This is a genomic window from Bacillus sp. F2HM, assembly GCF_019266135.1.
GTDB classification, from domain to species: Bacteria; Bacillota; Bacilli; order Bacillales; family Bacillaceae; genus Bacillus; species Bacillus safensis.
The window spans coordinates 66,105-84,057 of record NZ_LRMO01000012.1 but is presented as its reverse complement, the minus strand read 5'-3'; the positions used below and the strand labels follow the sequence as shown (position 1 = coordinate 84,057).

General features: G+C 43.7%; 15 protein-coding genes. 1 reads left to right on the top strand and 14 read right to left on the bottom strand.

The window, feature by feature from the left end; all coding sequences use genetic code 11:
- Position 1: 1 nt before the first annotated feature.
- The 14 genes from rsgA to AWT60_RS09110 form a co-directional block, all read right to left on the bottom strand.
- Positions 2–898, bottom strand: coding sequence for a ribosome small subunit-dependent GTPase A (gene rsgA, locus AWT60_RS09175; protein ID WP_218677158.1), 897 nt, complete (start codon positions 896–898; stop codon positions 2–4).
- A gap of 12 nt (positions 899–910) precedes the next feature.
- Positions 911–2,866: a Stk1 family PASTA domain-containing Ser/Thr kinase gene (gene pknB / locus AWT60_RS09170; protein WP_024426959.1), complete on the bottom strand. Its 1,956-nt coding sequence runs from the start codon at positions 2,864–2,866 to the stop codon at positions 911–913.
- Positions 2,860–3,630, bottom strand: a complete 771-nt coding sequence (locus AWT60_RS09165) for a Stp1/IreP family PP2C-type Ser/Thr phosphatase (RefSeq protein ID WP_034281746.1) — start codon at positions 3,628–3,630, stop codon at positions 2,860–2,862. Before AWT60_RS09165 ends, pknB begins: the two co-directional genes overlap by 7 nt.
- A 3-nt stretch (positions 3,631–3,633) precedes the next feature.
- A complete protein-coding gene (rlmN, locus tag AWT60_RS09160; RefSeq protein ID WP_024424208.1) occupies positions 3,634–4,716 on the bottom strand; it encodes a dual-specificity RNA methyltransferase RlmN in 1,083 nt (360 codons plus the stop codon).
- A 3-nt stretch (positions 4,717–4,719) separates the two neighbouring features.
- Positions 4,720–6,063: a 16S rRNA (cytosine(967)-C(5))-methyltransferase RsmB gene (gene rsmB, locus AWT60_RS09155; RefSeq protein ID WP_218677157.1), complete on the bottom strand. Its 1,344-nt coding sequence runs from the start codon at positions 6,061–6,063 to the stop codon at positions 4,720–4,722.
- The gene (gene fmt, locus AWT60_RS09150; RefSeq protein WP_039178449.1) at positions 6,050–7,003 is read right to left on the bottom strand and encodes a methionyl-tRNA formyltransferase; all 954 of its coding nucleotides are present in this window, start codon (positions 7,001–7,003) and stop codon (positions 6,050–6,052) included. The genes rsmB and fmt overlap by 14 nt, the downstream gene beginning before the upstream one ends.
- A 5-nt stretch (positions 7,004–7,008) precedes the next feature.
- Positions 7,009–7,491 (bottom strand): peptide deformylase, encoded by a 483-nt coding sequence (gene def / locus AWT60_RS09145; RefSeq protein ID WP_218677156.1) that lies wholly within the window; start codon positions 7,489–7,491, stop codon positions 7,009–7,011.
- 15 nt (positions 7,492–7,506) lie between these two features.
- Entirely contained in the window at positions 7,507–9,915 is a 2,409-nt protein-coding gene (priA, locus tag AWT60_RS09140) for a primosomal protein N' (protein ID WP_218677155.1), read from the bottom strand.
- Entirely contained in the window at positions 9,912–11,129 is a 1,218-nt protein-coding gene (coaBC, locus tag AWT60_RS09135; protein ID WP_041084889.1) for a bifunctional phosphopantothenoylcysteine decarboxylase/phosphopantothenate--cysteine ligase CoaBC, read from the bottom strand. The genes priA and coaBC overlap by 4 nt, the downstream gene beginning before the upstream one ends.
- A 117-nt stretch (positions 11,130–11,246) precedes the next feature.
- On the bottom strand, positions 11,247–11,450 hold the full coding sequence (gene rpoZ / locus AWT60_RS09130; protein ID WP_003211647.1) for a DNA-directed RNA polymerase subunit omega: 204 nt from the start codon (positions 11,448–11,450) through the stop codon (positions 11,247–11,249).
- A gap of 3 nt (positions 11,451–11,453) precedes the next feature.
- On the bottom strand, positions 11,454–12,068 hold the full coding sequence (gene gmk, locus AWT60_RS09125) for a guanylate kinase (protein ID WP_024424214.1): 615 nt from the start codon (positions 12,066–12,068) through the stop codon (positions 11,454–11,456).
- A 9-nt stretch (positions 12,069–12,077) separates the two neighbouring features.
- Positions 12,078–12,347: an extracellular matrix/biofilm regulator RemA gene (gene remA / locus AWT60_RS09120; RefSeq protein ID WP_008344898.1), complete on the bottom strand. Its 270-nt coding sequence runs from the start codon at positions 12,345–12,347 to the stop codon at positions 12,078–12,080.
- A gap of 76 nt (positions 12,348–12,423) precedes the next feature.
- Positions 12,424–13,299: a YicC/YloC family endoribonuclease gene (locus AWT60_RS09115; RefSeq protein WP_218677154.1), complete on the bottom strand. Its 876-nt coding sequence runs from the start codon at positions 13,297–13,299 to the stop codon at positions 12,424–12,426.
- A gap of 83 nt (positions 13,300–13,382) precedes the next feature.
- Positions 13,383–16,058 carry a calcium-translocating P-type ATPase, SERCA-type gene (locus AWT60_RS09110; protein ID WP_218677153.1) on the bottom strand — a complete coding sequence of 892 codons (2,676 nt, stop codon included), beginning with the start codon at positions 16,056–16,058 and terminating at the stop codon, positions 13,383–13,385.
- 165 nt (positions 16,059–16,223) lie between these two features.
- On the opposite strand from AWT60_RS09110, the gene AWT60_RS09105 reads away from it, so the two are divergent.
- Positions 16,224–17,933 carry an Rqc2 family fibronectin-binding protein gene (locus AWT60_RS09105; protein ID WP_218677152.1) on the top strand — a complete coding sequence of 570 codons (1,710 nt, stop codon included), beginning with the start codon at positions 16,224–16,226 and terminating at the stop codon, positions 17,931–17,933.
- Positions 17,934–17,953 lie beyond the last annotated feature (20 nt).

Below are 17,953 nucleotides of genomic sequence, written 5' to 3'. Positions count from 1 at the left end.
GTTAGTACCTCGGCTTTCTGTCTTTGATTTCAGTTAAAAACTCTAAATAATGCTGATAACGATACTCTCTGATTTGCTCTTGTTCGACCGCGCCTTTTACCGCACAGCCAGGCTCTTTCACGTGCAGACAGCCTCTAAACTTACAATCTGCACTCCGCTCTTTGATTTCTAAAAAGTAAAGGCCTAAATCTTCCGCTTCGATGCCGGTAAATTCGAGCGAGCTAAAGCCAGGTGTATCTGCAATGAGCCCTTCTGCTGTACGAATGAGTTCGACATGTCTTGTCGTATGCTTTCCTCTTCCAAGATGGGAGGAAATATCATTGGTTTTCAGCGCCAAATCAGGACTCATCGCATTTAAAAGGGAGGACTTTCCTACACCAGACTGACCGGCAAATACAGTGATTTTATTGTGAAAATGCGGGGTCAGCTTTTCAATTCCGTCTCCCTCGATCGTGGATGTCAAATGAACATCATATCCAATTTGCCGATAGTCCTCTGCATAGCCTTGAATACTTTCAAGCTCTTCATCTGTTTTCAATAAGTCCACTTTTGTGATACAGATAATCGGCTTAATATCATTTGCTTCCACCAGCACTAGAAATCTGTCTAAAAGCGATGTGCTAAAGGTCGGTTCTATCGCAGAGAAAACGAGCACCGCTTGATCAACGTTACTAATAGGCGGACGAACAAGTTCGTTTGTCCGCTCTTTTACTTCTAATAAGTAGCCTTCTTTATCGTTGTCCGCTTGATATACGACATAATCTCCAACAAGAGGTGTGATTTTGTTTTTCCGAAAAATGCCTCTCGCTCTGCACTGAATCACCTTTCCACTTTCTAAAGACTCATCGAGCACATAATAAAATCCGCTTAATGCTTTAATAATTTTGCCCTCAGGCATAAAGTCCCTCCTTTATTCATCGTCAGGGTATTCGATCGTTTTAGAGCTTACGACCTTATCATCAACTGTCACTTGATAGTATCCTTTTTGACCTGGTTCAATCTTAAATTTAATGGTCCGTTCAGTTGGGGCAGTGATGTTAAAGGTTTCATATGAATCAGAAATGCTATGCTCAGCATCGTCAATGGAAATCTGAACGGTCATCTCTTGCCCTTCAGTGACTGGCTCATACGGGATGGCAATCTTCTCAGTTACCGTTTTAGCCGGTTTTTTCTTCGGTCCAAGTGAGAAGGTGATTTTAACCGTATCCCCTGGTTTCACAGCAGTACCTGCTCCTGGCTCCTGCTTCATGACCTCACCTTTTGGTACATCATCAGAATACGCTTCTTTTTCATCAAGCTTTAATCCGTTATCCTCTAAATAATTCGATGCAGCCTGTTTACTATATGTCGTTAAATCCCGCAATGTAATATCGGCAGGACCTATGCTGACCGTCAACGTCACTTCTTCATCTGCTGCCACAAGCTCAGTACTCGCTGAAGGTTTCTGTTCCATGACAATCCCAGATTCGGTGTCATTATCATTTACTTCCTCCACAACAACTTGCTTAAACCCTTTTTTCTCTAATAATTCTTTTGCTTTATCGACCTTTTCACCTGTTACATCAGGTAATTCGGTCTTTTCTTTGCCAGTACTTTGGTAAAGCTGAATCTCGGTTCCTTCTTTTACCTTTGTGCCGATTTTCGGGTCTGTTTTGACGACAAGCCCTTTTTCAATTTTTTCATCAGCGATCTCAATTGGTTCAGAGGCAACGGTAAAGCCGGCTTTCTTCAAGGTGTCCTCTGCTTTTTCAATCGTCATGCCAGATACATCAGAGACCTCAACATCTTTTGGAAAGAGCAGTCCGGGAAACACAGTGATGGCTAAAATGGTCGCAGCAGTTAGAATAAACAGGATGGATGCCACAACCCAAGGCCATTTTTTTCGTTTCTTTTTCGGCTTTTGTTTCTCTTTTTTCTTCGGTTTTTGCACCGGATGGACAGCTGTTTTTTCATTGTCTTGATCGACTTGATGATCTTGAATGATTGGGATCGCTTTCGTTGCTTCATGATCCTCTTCAATGACAAAGCGTTTTTCTTTTAGTCTTGAAGGGTCGAAAGCAGTTTGTAAATCTTTTTGCATTTCAGATGCATCTTCATATCGATAAAATGGATCTTTGGCCATTGCCTTTAAAATGATGTTTTCCACGCTTTGTGGAACAGAAGGATTCCACCTTCTTACAGATGGCGGCTCTGATTGCAAATGCTTCAGCGCAACACTGACAGCTGATTCCCCTTCAAATGGCATGCGTCCAGAAATGAGTTCATAGAGCACAATTCCAAGTGAATAGATGTCTGACTTTTTCGTCGCAAGACCTCCGCGGGCTTGCTCTGGAGACAAATAGTGCACGGATCCTAGAACCGAATTTGTGTGGGTGATGGTCGCTGAGCTGAGTGCAATGGCAATCCCAAAATCAGTGACTTTAATATTCCCCATGTTGTCTATTAATATATTGTGGGGCTTAATGTCCCGGTGGACGAGCTGCTTTGCATGGGCTTCTTCCATCGCCGCAACCACTTGCTCCATAATGCGAACGGCTTCTTTCGGATGAAGCGGGCCATTGGCATGTATGTATTCTTTCAGCGTCATCCCCTCGACATATTCCATGACAATATAATAAATGTCATCTTCTTCCCCTACATCGTAGATGCTGACAATATTTGAATGATCTAAGCTTGCGGCTGATTGCGCCTCGCGCCGGAAACGTCTAATAAAATCATCATCGCTTGCAAAGTCAAAGCGCAAAATTTTAATCGCAACTTCGCGATCTAAAATCATGTCCTCCGCCAAATAAACGTTTGCCATTCCGCCTCCGCCTATGACGCGAAGAATCTGATAACGGCCGCTGATCCGTTTTCCGATCAACACTTGCTGTCACCCTCCTCTGGCTGGGAGGAGATTTCTAACAATACTGCTGTAATGTTATCTTCACCGCCGTTGTCATTCGCTGTTTGGATTAATGCTGTTACTTTTTCATCTGGTGCGGTCGTTTGCGTTAAAATATGAATCAAATTCTCTTCTTCTACTTTATTTGATAAACCATCTGAGCAAAGCAGGATTTGATCTCCTGGGTCCACTTCAAAGGTATGTGCATCAATTTGAACGTGTTTATCTGTTCCTAATGCTTTCGTAAGCACATTTTTTCTTGGATGATATTCTGCATCCTCTTTAGAAATTTCACCTGTTTTCACAAGCTCATTTACAAGTGAATGGTCATCTGTTAGCTGGGTCAGTGCTCCTTCTCTTAGCAAGTAGCAGCGGCTGTCGCCAATATGGGCAATTGTGACCGTTTGCAAATGAACGAGCGCACAAACAATGGTTGTCCCCATTCCTTGGCACTCCTCATTGTTTTTCGCATGTTCATATACTTGATCATTAATGTCACTTATTTTTGAGATTAACCAGCTTTCTTGCTCTGCTGGTTTTGCTGGGATTGAAGATGTTTCTTCCCAGTATTCTTTTAAAGAAGAGACGGCCATCCTGCTGGCGACATCACCAGCAAGATGACCTCCCATTCCATCTGCTACAACAGCTAGAAGGGTGTCTTCTTTTGCTTCAAAAATACCTGCATCATCTTCATTATGCTGACGGACTTTTCCTGTATCGGTTTGAAAGGCTGCCCTTATCAACATTCGTCACCTCGTCTCTTCCTGACGCTCCTTCGCTCTTAGCTGACCGCAAGCAGCATCAATATCATGGCCTTGCTCTCGTCTAATCGTTACGTTTACGCCGCGTTCTTTCAGCGTTTTTTCAAATAGGAAGATTTGTTCTCTCGGTGTTCTTACATAATCCCTTTCCGGTACATAGTTCACCGGAATGAGGTTCACATGGCACTTGATTCCTTTTAATAAGTCTGCAAGCTCTTCTGCATGATGCACTTGATCATTTACTCCGCCAAACAGGCCGTATTCAAAGCTGACACGTCTACCCGTTTTTTGAATGTAGTATTCAATGGCTTCCATTAATTTTGGCAGCTTATATGCCTTATTGATCGGCATCAGACGGCTTCTGATCTCTGTGTTCGGTGCATGCAGGGAGACAGCAAAATTGATTTGCATTTGCTCATCAGCGAATTGATAGATCTTTGGAATGATTCCGCTTGTCGACACTGTAATATGACGCGCGCCAATATTTAAGCCGTTGTCATGGTTGATGATTTTAAGGAAGGCAAGCATTTCGTCAAAGTTATCAAACGGTTCACCAATTCCCATGATGACAACCGAGCTGACTCTCTCATCTGTTTCGTCAAGTGCCTGCTGCACTTTCAATACTTGAGCAACGATTTCTCCTGCTTCAAGGTTTCGTTTTAACCCGCCAAGTGTAGATGCACAGAATGTACAGCCGATTCGGCAGCCAACCTGAGTTGTGACACAGACAGAGTTGCCGTATTCGTGGCGCATCAGTACTGTTTCAATCGTATAGCCATCATGTAATTCAAATAAAAACTTGATCGTTCCGTCTTGAGACGTTTGTTTGATCACGGTTTTTAATGTGGTGATCGCAAATTGATTTTTTAATTTTTCTCTTAAATCCTTTGAAAGGTTAGACATATCGTCAAAGGATGTCACACGTTTCTCATAAAGCCACTCGAAAATTTGAGCTGCGCGGAAAGGCTTTTCGCCTTGTTCTTTTAACCATTCTTTCATTTCGTGAAGCTCAAATGAGTAGATCGACGGCATTTCTGTCTTCAGTTCTTTTCTTACTTTTTGTTCTGTCATTTTTTATCCCTTCTTTCTCATGCTGCAAATAAAGAAACCATCTGTTCCGAAATAATGAGGAAGAATTTGTACACTTCCGTTTTGAACAAACGGAGCAACCTGCTCAGGCAGCCGTTCATTAAGAGATAGATCGGGTTCGAAGTCTTGGTGTTCTTGTAAAAACGCATGAATCACTTGTTGATTTTCTGTTGGGTCCATTGTACACGTACTGTATACAAGGGTTCCGCCCGGTTTTAAAAGCGGGGCCGCTTCCTTTAAAATGGCCTGCTGGATAGACGCAAGCCTTGCTGAGTCTTCTTTAGACTTTGTATATTTCATATCTGGTTTTCGTCTAATGACGCCAAAACCGGAACACGGTGCATCAATGAGAATACGGTCAAACGAAGCTTCGCTGTAATAGTCTGCCGCTTTCCTTGCATCAAGTGCTTTTGCCTCAATGTGAGTAAGGTTCAGACGTTTTGCTGCTTGTTTGATGAGTTTCACTTTGTGTTCATGTAAATCAAGAGAAACAATTTTGCCCTCATCATTCATACGTTCTGCAATATGTGTTGATTTTCCGCCAGGAGCCGCACAGGCGTCAAGCACTGTTTCTCCCGGCTGAGGGTCGAGCGTTCTTGCGACAAGCATCGAGCTTTCATCTTGTATCGTCACATAGCCTTCTTGAAAAGAAGGGGTTGAGACGATGGACCCTTTCATGAGCTTAAGTGCATCTTCAGATAAGTCGCCAAGCTCCGTTTCGATGCCTGCATCCATTAGTTTTTGCTGCAGTGCCGTGCGGTCAGTTTTCATTCGATTGACACGAAGGGTTTGCTTTGGCGGGACTAAATGAATGCGGCACATGCTTTCTGCCGCTTCAAACCCGTACGCCTGAACCCATTCCTGCACAAGCCATAATGGGTGGCTTGTCTCAATGGACAGCCGCTTTACGGGATCTTTGATCGCATCAAATGACGGAACGCCTTCTCTTTGCACGGAACGAAGAACACCGTTCACAAGTGAAGAAATGCCTTTGTGCCCGCGCTTTTTCGTTAGCTCGACCGCTTCATGAATGGCTGCACGATCTGGTATTTTTTCAAGGTACACCATTTGATAAAGAGACATCCGCAAAAGCTGCATCACCCATGGAGCGACCTTTTGCGGTTTTTTCACAAAGGGCGTCAGCATATAATCTAATGCCAGTTTATTTTGCAGTGTACCATATACAAGCTCTGTTAACAGCGGTTTGTCCTGATCAGCTAAGTCTTTATCTTTCATGACTGACTGCAAAAGCAAATTACTGTAAGCTTGGTTTTGTTCGAGTTTGATTAAAGCGTCCAGCGCTACTTCTCTCACATTACTTTTCTTCATTCATTAACCCTAATTTCTGTCCAATTTCGATATTTGCGCCTCTTAAGAAGTCTTCGCCGCTCATTTTTTTCTTACCAGCCGGCTGCACACCTGTTAACAAGAGGCCTTGCTTATTCCCCGTTCCAATGACCGGACCTTCTTTTTGAAGCTCAATCACTTTCCCAGGTTCTTCTTGCGCTTGCAGCGGAACCTTTTTCGCTTCCCATACTTTTAGATGAGCGCCGTTCCATTCAGTATAGGCAACTGGCCATGGATTTAGCCCGCGAACTTGGTTGTAAAGCTCTTCACCGGTTTTTGTCCAGTCTAATCTTTCTTGCTCCCGCTTAATATTTGGTGCGTATGTGGCGGCTTCTTCATTTTGCGGAATCGGAGAAATAGACCCGCTCAGAACATTTGGCACCGTATCTTTTAGAAGTGCGGCACCAGCTGTACTTAATTTGTCATGCAGTGTTCCAACATTGTCTAATTCATCGATTTCCACTTCTACTTTACTGATCATGTCACCTGCATCGAGCCTTTCCACCATGTACATGATCGTAACGCCTGTTTTCTTTTTGCCTTGAAGGATCGCATAATGAATCGGCGCGCCGCCTCTTAGTTCTGGCAGGAGCGAGGCATGAACATTGATACAGCCAAACTTAGGTTCATCAAGTAACCGTTTAGGTAGAATTTGTCCAAATGCCGCTGTGACGATTAAATCCGGCTGTAATGCAAGCACTTTATCAATTTCTTCATCTAGGCGTACCTTTTCAGGCTGCAACACAGGAATGCCGTGTTTTAAGGCTTCCACTTTCACAGGAGGCGGTGTGAGCACTCGCTTTCTTCCTTTCGGGCGGTCTGGCTGCGTGACGACCCCTACCACTTCGTATCCTTCTGTTATTAGTGTTTGCAGCACAGGTACTGAGAAATCAGGGGTTCCCATAAATACGATACGTGCCATTTTCTTCACCCTTCCATTTCCGCAAGTTCTTTTTCTGTATAGGTTTCAATGATTTTTGACGTAAATAAAATGCCGTCTAAATGATCAATTTCGTGCAATAAAGCTCTTGCTAAAAATCCGTCTGCTTCTATTGTAAATGGTTTGCCTTTCTTATCATAGGCTTTTACCTTCACATAGTTCGGTCTCTCTATAGTGCCGTATAAAGATGGAAAGCTCAGGCAGCCTTCAATATCTGTCTGGCTTCCTTCTACTTCAAGCACCTCGGGGTTCACTAAGTCAATTCTGCCAGATTCTTCTCCGATATCTACAACAGCGATTCTTTTTGAAACACCGATTTGTGGTGCTGCTAGTCCAACTCCATCCAGCTCAAGCATTGTATCATACATATCATCCAGCAGTTTTTTAAGCTTTTTATCGAACGTATCAACACGCTCTGTCTTTTGTTCAAGCACTTCTGCCGGATGTATGACTATTGGTTTTACTGCCACTTATAGCCCTCCGTTTTACATCATCATATATGGATTCATATCTATTGAAATCATCAATTGTTTTTGTTCCATTTCCTTTTGATAATGGTCTTGTATTTTCCGTAGTAAACTTGCCAGTTCATTTTCCCTTTTGTATTTTATCACGCATTGATAGCGATATCTATCTTTGATCTTAGCGATTGGTGATGCAGCCGGACCAAGGATTCGCGTATTCGGTGCACAATTCATTTTTAGGAACTGGACAATTTGATCAGTCACATGTGCTGCCTTCGTCACTTCCTCATGTGACACTGTCACCATCGCCAAAAAGTAATACGGCGGATAGGACTGGTGGCGGCGATGCAGCATCTCCTGTTCATAAAAGGCTTCGTAGTCATGCTGCTTCGTTAATTCAATACTATAGTGAGAAGGCGTATAAGATTGAATAATAACCGAGCCCGCTTTTTCATGTCGCCCTGCCCTGCCGCTGACCTGTGTGAGAAGCTGAAATGTTTTTTCACTTGAACGGAAATCAGGGATGTGAAGGGATGTATCCGCACTGAGAACACCAACAAGTGTGACATCTGGGAAATCCAGTCCCTTTGCAATCATTTGCGTCCCGAGTAAAATGTCCGCCTCTTTATTGCCAAAAGAGGTAAGAAGCTTTTCGTGAGCACCTTTACGAGACGTTGTATCCACATCCATTCGGATCACACGCGCCTCAGGCAATACCTTTGTCAGCTCTTCTTCTACACGCTGCGTTCCCGTACCAAAATAGCGAATATGCTCACTGTGGCATTCTGGACATTCAGCAGGTACTGGTGCTTCGTGACCACAATAATGGCACTTCAGCCGTTTTTGATAGCGGTGATAGGTAAGAGAAATTTCGCAATGAGGACATTGCTCTACATATCCGCAATCACGGCACATGACAAAGGATGAATAGCCTCTTTTGTTCAGAAATAAAACGGCTTGTTCTTTTCTTTCAAGCACTTCCTTTAACCTAAGCATTAATTCCTCTGAAAACATGGAGCGGTTGCCATTTCTTAGTTCTTCTCTCATATCAATTAACGAAACGTGCGGCAGCTGCTGCTGGTTGACGCGGTGTTTGAGCGACAGCAATGTATAGACGCCTTTTTTCGCACGTGCATAGGTTTCAAGTGAAGGTGTTGCACTGCCTAATACGACTGGACATTGATGCCGACCTGCTCGTTCAATGGCGACATCCTTGGCATGGTAACGAGGCATTTCTTCTTGTTTATAAGAGGATTCATGCTCTTCATCTATAATAATCATGCCTAGATTTTCAAATGGAGCGAAAACAGCAGATCTTGCGCCAACGACAAGCTTCACTTCCTTGCGATGGATTTTCCGCCATTCATCATATTTTTCTCCTGTCGATAAGCCGCTGTGAAGAACAGCCACATTTGAGCCAAATCGTTCTTTAAATCGCTGCACCATTTGAGGGGTTAACGAGATTTCAGGAACTAAAACGATCGCTTCTTTTCCTTTTTGAAGAACATGATCGATTGTCTGCAAGTAAATCTCCGTTTTGCCGCTTCCTGTCACCCCGTGCAAAAGAAAGGTTTCGTGCTGATCATCACTCACTGCTTGATGAATATGCTTGGCCGCCTCTCTTTGCTCTGGCGTGAGATCAAGTGAAGCTGATGGTGTAAACTCCCTGTCACGATAAGGGTCTCGATAGACCTCTTCATAGCTTTCTGTTAACAGCCCTTCTTGAATAAAGGTTTTAAGCGTTTGAGAACTTGCGCCTGTTTGCTGCTGCAAGTCTTTCGCTAAAAAGGTTATCTCTCCCGCTTCAAGCAGATAGGAGATCAGTGCTTTTTGTTTCACCGCATTTTTCTTTAGCTGCTGGTGTTTTTCTGCAAGTTTTTCTTTCGATACAGCCATCTGGAGCATGCGGACCTTTTTCTTTCCAGATTTTTGCGAAACATGGTATCTCACCTCTAGATGACCTTTTTGGACATGCTTTTGAATCTGTTTTAATTGTTCAGCCGGGATGTCAGCATAAAGAATGCTTTCTCGCTGACCGAAAAGCTCTTTCAATGACTGCGGAAGTTCCTCCTCTGAAAGCACCTGAATTTCTTTTTCATACTTTGCCTTCATGGCTGCGGGCAGCATCGATTGAAGTGCCGTGATATGATAGGACAATGTTTTTTCCGTCAGCCAGTGGGAAAGCTCCAATAGCTCATCTGTCAGAACAGGTGATAAATCAAATAAATCGACAATCTCTTTGATGTTTCCTGTCTTGATGTCTGTTTCATCTTTGACTTTTGTCACAAACCCTTGAATCTTCCTCGGGCCAAAGGGAACGACCACCCTCATTCCCGCTTTGACGAGATCTTTGAATCGATCTGGTACACGGTAATCAAATGGCCGGTCAATGGCTTTCGTTGTGACATCTACGATGACTTCAGCAATCATGCTCGATCACGCTCTTCTGGAAGCAGCTGTATTGCCTCCTTTAAAATTTCAAAAGCGAGGTCTTTTTTGCTCATCATCGGCAGCTCTTTTTTTGTACCATCTGCTTTGATCATCGCTGCCACATTGGTATCTGTACCAAAGCCGGCACCCTCTTTTGTGACGTTATTGGCGACAATCATATCTAGATGCTTTGATTCAATTTTCTTTTTCGCATAATATTCTACATCCTGCGTTTCAGCTGCAAAACCGACCAGCACTTGATGCTCTTTTCTTTTCCCCAGCTCTTTTAAAATATCTTTTGTCCGGGTGAATTCAATGTCCAGAGCGCCGTCCTGTTTTTTCATTTTATGAGCATATGTCGTGACAGGGGTGTAATCGGCGACAGCTGCTGATTTAATGACAAGATCAGCTTCTCCGTATACATCTAGCGCAGCTCGATACATCTCCTCAGCTGATTCAACGTGCACTACATGTACGTGGTCAGGTTCAGTTAAAGAAACAGGTCCAGAAATCAGCGTAACATCTGCCCCCATTTGCTGAGCAGCCTCTGCAATCGCATAGCCCATTTTTCCACTAGAACGGTTTGTAAAGAACCGGACAGGGTCGATGACTTCACGTGTAGGGCCTGCTGTCACGACGACTTTTTTTCCTGAGAGCGGTAAGCTTTTTGGCTCTTCAAAAAAAGCACGGATGTGTTCTACAATTTTTTCAGGCTCTTCTAATCGCCCTTTTCCAATGTACCCGCAGGCTAAATAACCTTCACTTGGCTCAATAAACCGGTACCCGTCTTCATATAATGTGCGAATGTTCCGTTTCACAGCCGGGTGATCGTACATATGCACATTCATCGCTGGTGCGATCCATACAGGTGCTGTTGAAGCAAGCAAAGTCGTCGTGAGCATATCATCTGCAAGTCCAGCGGCCATTTTACCAATTGTATGTGCTGTTGCAGGGGCAACAAGAATGAGATCGGCCCAGTCAGCTACGTCAATATGCGCAATGACTTTTGGATTGTTTTCTTTGAATGTATCCACATATACCTCATGCCGAGACAGTGCTTGGAAGGTAAGCGGAGACACAAACTCACGAGCAGATTCCGTCATAATCACTCTGACATTTGCGCCTGCTTGTACAAGTTTACTAGTAAGTGCTGCTGCTTTATATACGGCGATTCCTCCGCTGACACCGAGCAAAATATTTTTTGACTGTAACATTTGTTTGTCCCCCTTAACGGCCTTTTTCACAAATTCGTCTACAATTCAAAAAAGTCAAAACCAATCATAGTTTTGACTTTTTTGAACGTATCGTATCTGCATAGCAGAAGCGATGTGTTATTCTTGATCCTCTTTTTCAAATGTCAAAAGACCAGCGTCGATTTCTTCTAGTGCTTTGCCTACGAATTTGTAAGACTTTGTGTTTTCAATTTGCTGATCTTGGTGGATCTGCATTTCACGTGCACGGCGTGCAGACACTGTTACAAGTGTATATTTTGAATCAAGTTTGTTCATCAATGAGTCAATTGAAGGATCTAACATGGTTTATTCTACCCCCAGCATTTTTTTATATCTTGGTGCGACTCTGTCTCTGCGCAGATGTTCGGCAAGGACGATCGCTTTGATTCTTTCACAAGCAAGCTCGACATCATCGTTTTCAACGACATAATCGTAAGCATCCATCATTTCAATTTCTTCTTTCGCAGCGGCCATTCGGTTTCGAATGAGCTCTTCAGATTCTGTACCGCGTGTAATGATACGGTTTTGAAGTTCTGAAAGACTAGGCGGTGCAAGGAAAATAAATAGACCTTCCGGGAATGCTTCTCTTACTTGAAGTGCACCTTGCACTTCAATTTCAAGGAAAACATCTTTTCCTTCGCTTAATGTCTGTTCTACATAGTCAACAGGCGTGCCGTAGTAATTCCCGACGTACTCTGCCCATTCTAACAGCTTTTTGTTTTCAATCATATGTTCAAATTCTTCCCTGGTTTTAAAGAAATAATCGACACCATTTCTTTCACCTTCACGCGGTTTGCGTGTCGTCACAGAAATAGAGTATTCAAATTTCGTATCTTCCTGGGAGAAAATGGCTTGTCTGACCGTTCCTTTTCCAACTCCCGAAGGTCCAGAGAGAACGATTAAAAGTCCTCTTTCTTTCATAATGGCGTATTACCCCTGCCCTTCATCTATGATTTCTTCTTTTACAGAAAGTCTTTGCGCGACAGTCTCAGGCTGAACGGCAGATAAGATGACATGGTCACTGTCCATAATGACAACAGCACGGGTTCTTCTTCCGTATGTAGCATCTATGAGCATGCCTCGATCTCTTGCGTCTTGTATCATTCGTTTAATCGGTGCTGATTCCGGACTGACGATCGAAATCATCCGATTCGCTGAAATGATGTTTCCAAATCCGATATTGATCAACTTTATGGTCATCTTCTTTCGTCCCCCTGTAATATAAACGTCTCTAGTCTCGCCGAAAGAGACGCACTGTAAACAGCATACACAATGACTATTCTATATTTTGCACTTGTTCTTTTATTTTTTCAATAGCACTTTTCATTTCAACCACCAGCTTTGTTAAATGGTGATGGTTTGCTTTTGATCCAATGGTGTTCACTTCACGGTTGAGCTCCTGTACAAGGAAGTCAAGTTTTCGGCCGGCAGCACCGCCTTGCAGCAAGATTTGCTGAAACTGCTGAAAATGACTTTTTAATCTCGTAATCTCTTCTGTAATGTCACACCGGTCAGCAAAGATGGCAGCCTCTGTAGTCAGTCTGCTCTCGTCAAGCGCCTCTCCGATCCATTCTTGCAATCGCTGATTCAATCGTTCTTTGTACTGACTCACAACCTCTGGTGCAAAGACTTTGATTTCTTCTGTATAGGCCTCTAGTTCAGAAAGCCTCAGTTCACAGTCTTTTTGTAGTGATGCTCCCTCTTGCTCTCTCATGAAGCAAAGCTCCTTGACAGCAGCCTCGCAAGCTTCCATCAGCAGCTGCTCTAGCTGTTCATTTCGGCTGGCTGACTCTTCCACCTGAACGGCAAGCTCCAGCCCCAGTAAGTCATGTGCATGCTGAATGCCTGAAATGTGATAGCGTTCTTCGAGGTCTTGTGCGGCTTTCATGTATTCATCAAGCAGCGGCCAGTCGATCTGTAAGGACCGGCTTGCTAGTTTACCGCCTTCAATCGTGACAAACAGCTCAATCCTACCGCGCTGCACGTGACGAAGAATGATCTTTTTTAATGTATCTTCGAAATATAAAAGCGGCCTCGGCAAACGGGCATGAACCTCTTTAAAACGGTGATTGACCGATTTTAGCTCAACTGACACTGTCAGTTCTCCATCCGTTTTACTCGCTTGGCCGAATCCCGTCATACTGCGTATCATGTTAAAACACCCAATTCTTTCATATTAATAAAATGAAAAAGGTAATAGCAGACACTATTACCTCAAAATTATACCATAATGAATTATTTTTTTCTTGTCAAAAGTGATCCTGCCAGTAAAAAAGTTGGCAGTGCAGACATCCCGATGATCAGTAGCCAATCAATTGGTGCAACCGCGACCGTTTTGAAAATTGGTTGAAGCGGCGGGTAATAAATAACCACAAGCATGAGTAAAAGTGATGACAAAACCGCACCGATCAAATAGAGGTTCCCAAATGGATTACGTTCAAAAATGGACCGTTCACTGCGGCAGTCAAATACATGAATGAGCTGCGCCAATACAAGCGTACTAAATGCGACAGTCTGCGCATATTGCAGGTTGTTTGGATCGCGGTGATACACAAATATAAATGCCAAAAGGGTCGCAAGCCCGATGAGGAATCCTCTTGAGATCACCTTCCACCCAAGCCCTCTAGCAAAAATGCCCTCTTTCACATTCCGCGGCTTTCTCTTCATGACATCGCCTTCTGGCTTATCCATGCCAAGTGCCATAGCCGGGAGACCATCTGTGACAAGGTTTACCCATAAGATTTGTATAGGAACGAGTGGCAGCGGCAGCGCGAGGAGCATCGCAAACAGCATGACCAAAATTTCTCCGACATTTGATGCCAGCAAATAACGGACAAACTTACGAATGTTTTCATAAATATTCCGGCCTTCTTTAATGGCGGATTTAATGGTCGCAAAGTTGTCGTCAAGTAAAATAAGAGAAGACGCCTCTTTGGCTACATCTGTTCCTGTGATGCCCATGGAGATGCCGATATCTGCTTGTTTAATGGCAGGCGCATCATTGACCCCGTCACCTGTCATCGCCACAACATGACCATTTTTTTGATAGGCTTTGACAATTCTCAGCTTATGCTCAGGGGAAACCCGGGCAAAGACATATACATTTTCAGCCGTTTGCTCAAGCTCTTTGTCGCTCATCTGATCAAGCGCTTTTCCGTCGAGCACCTGTCCTTGCTTCGGTAAAAGGCTCAAGTCTTTGGCGATCGCTTTGGCCGTTTCCACGTGGTCCCCTGTAATCATGACCGTTTTAATGCCAGCATCCCGGCACTCTTTAATCGCTCGTCTGACTTCAGGACGCGGTGGATCGATCATGCCCTCTAACCCGATAAATGTTAGATCGGTTTCAGCCTGCTGTACAGAGGTGATTTTTTCTGTCAGACCAACTTTTTTATACGCAATGGCAATCGTTCTAAGCGCCTGTCTTGCTAAGCCTTGAATCGCTGCTTCTGTTTCTTGCCTGTGAGTGGTTGAAAAAGAAGCTGTGCGTCCGCCGTGCATGATATAACTTGAACGGTTCATTAGTACATCCGGCGCACCTTTTGCAATGACATACCGCTCTTTTTGATTCGTTTCAACGACGACTGACATCATCTTTCTTTCTGAGTCAAAAGGAAACTCCTCAATGACATGAAATCCAGCTTCGATGAATTGCTCTGTAAAACCCGCTTTACGTGCTGCGGTAAGGAGCGCTCCCTCTGTCGGATCGCCATCAAGCCTCATCTCCCCGTCTTTTTCAACAATGGTCGATGTATTACAAAGCGCCCCGTATAATAACACCTTTTGCAGGCTTGGGTGCTTGTCGGCATGGACGATTTCACCGTTTAAGGTAAAGTCACCGGATGGCTCGTAGCCTGTGCCAGAAATATTCCACGTTTTTCCCTCCGCCCATACATGGGTCACGGTCATTTTATTTTGCGTCATCGTTCCTGTTTTATCAGAGCAAATGATTGACGCGCAGCCGAGTGTTTCCACTGCCGGGAGCTTTCTGACAATCGATTTTTGTTTGATCATCCGCTGCACCCCTAGGGAAAGGGCGACAGTGACGATCGCCGGCAGTCCTTCTGGAATCGCCGCCACAGCAAGAGATACTCCCGCTAGGAACATATGATACAATTCATGTCCTTGCACTACACCAAGAACAACAACGAGCACCGTTAAAAACAAAGCAGCCACAATCAGAATTTTTCCAAGCTGCTCGAGACGCCTTTGCAGCGGCGTTTCCATATTATCTGCTGCATCCAGCATACCGGCAATTTGTCCCATCGCTGTATTCATTCCTGTACCAATGACAACCCCTACGCCGCTGCCTCTAGTAACAAGCGTCCCCATAAAGGCCATGTTCGTTAAATCCCCAAGCGAAACATGGCCGCTTGAAAGCGGACTTGCGTGTTTGACCGCTGGGATAGACTCACCAGTGAGAGCGGACTCCTCAATTTCTAAGCTCTTTGTTTCTAGTAATCTAATATCTGCCCCAATCCGATCTCCGCTTGAAAATTTCACAATATCCCCTGGCACGAGATGTTTAGACGGGATCTTGACCCATTCATTATTTCTCCTTGCATACACGTGCGGAGTTGATAATTCCTTTAACGCTTGAAGGGATTTTTCCGCCCGGCGTTCTTGATAAAAGCCGAGTACACCATTAATCATAACAATGGCCACAATCGCAACAGCATCAATGTATTCTCCTAAAAAGGCAGAAATGATTGTTGCTGCAAGCAAGATTAACACCATGAAATCTTTAAACTGTGCTAAAAAAATGATCAGAGCCGACGCCTTTTTTCCTTCCTGCAATTCATTTGGCCCGTGTTTTTCAAGCCGCTTTTGTACATCTTTTTCTGACAGTCCGTCACCTATCGATGTATTCATTGTTTTTAATAAATCGGTTTGGTTCAGTTCATGCCAATTCATTTGACCTCGTCCACTCCTCTTTTGTTCTCTCTCATATGCAGTGTTCTATAAGCCAGTTTATTCAGACTCGTCCTAAATCATGCTATAATAATAAGACTGCCTAAAGAACGAGAAAACGGAAGGTTCTTTCAGTAGATTTGTGTGAAAGAAGAGGGTGTATCTAACATGTCATTTGACGGCATTTTTACATATGGTATGACAAATGAATTGCAAAAGGCATTAACTGGCGGGAGGATTTCAAAAATCCATCAGCCATATAAACACGAGCTGATTTTTCATATTCGGGCAAACGGGAAAAATCATAAGCTCCTTTTATCGGCTCATCCGAGCTATGCGAGAGTGCAGCTCACAGAGCATCAATACGACAATCCAAGCGAGCCACCAATGTTTTGTATGCTTCTCAGAAAGCATCTTGAGGGCGGCTTCATTGAACGTTTTGAACAGATTGGATTTGACCGGGTGATCGTGCTTCATGTGCGAAGCCGAAATGAAATCGGCGATGAACAGACGCGTAAGCTTTACATTGAAATCATGGGACGTCATAGCAACTTCATTCTTGTAGAGGATGGAACGCAGCAGATCATTGATGGTCTGAAACACCTTTCACCATCTGTGAACAGCTATCGAACGGTACTTCCTGGTTATGAATACCTACTGCCGCCTGCACAGCAAAAATTGAATCCTTTTGACGTGACAAAGGATGATATTTTGAAGCATTTACGCTTTCAAGAAGGAAAGATCGCAAATCAAATTGTCAATACCTTCTCTGGGGTTTCCCCGCTGTTTGCAAAGGAAGCAGTACACCGGGCCGGTCTTGCTAATCAAGAAACGATTCCAAATACACTGCTCGACATGTTCCAGCTCATTCGCATGCATTCTTTTACGCCGCAGCTTACAAGAAAAGACGGGAAAGAGTATTTCTATTTATTAGAGCTTCAGCATGTCCAAGGCGAGATGAAGACATTCGACTCACTCAGCCAGCTGCTTGACCGCTTTTATTTTGGAAAAGCTGAGAGAGACAGAGTCAAACAACAGGCAGCTGACCTTGAACGGTTTGTCGTCAATGAAAAAAAGAAAAATGAAAACAAGCTGAAAAAGCTAAAAAGAACCCTTGAAGAATCTCAGGATGCACACAAATATCAGCTCTATGGCGAATTGTTAACAGCCAATTTATATGCGATCAATAAAGGGGATAAAGAAGCGACTGTCATCAATTATTACGATGAAGACGGCGGAGAAATCACGATCCCGCTTAAAACAAACAAAACCCCTTCTGAAAATGCACAAGCATACTTTACAAAATATCAAAAGGCAAAAAATGCAGTAGAAGCTGTAAATGAACAAATTAAGCGGACACATGAAGAAATTGCTTATTTTGAAGAGCTGATTCAGCAGCTGTCCTCTGCTTCGCCAAAGGATTTAGAGGAAATGAGAGAAGAGCTTATTGAAGGAAAATATTTGCGCGCCAAACAAAAGCGCCACGCCAAAAAGAAAAAACCGGCGGCCATTCAGCTCGAAACGTACGAGTCGTCCCAAGGCATTCCAATTTTAGTCGGAAAAAACAACAAACAAAACGAGTATTTGACTACAAAGGCAGCTGCTCGTGATGATATTTGGCTGCATACAAAGGATATTCCTGGATCACATGTCGTCATTCGTCACCAAGCACCTGATGAACAAACGCTGCTTGAAGCGGCTCAAATTGCCGCCTACTTTTCGAAAGCAAAAGAGTCTGGTTCCGTTCCTGTCGACTATACAAAAATCCGGCATGTGAAAAAACCGAATGGAGCAAAGCCTGGCTTTGTTACGTATGATCAGCAGCAAACATTATTTGTCACGCCTGACGAAGATCTTGTGCTCAAGCTGAGAAAATAAATAAGAAAAGCCGATAAAAT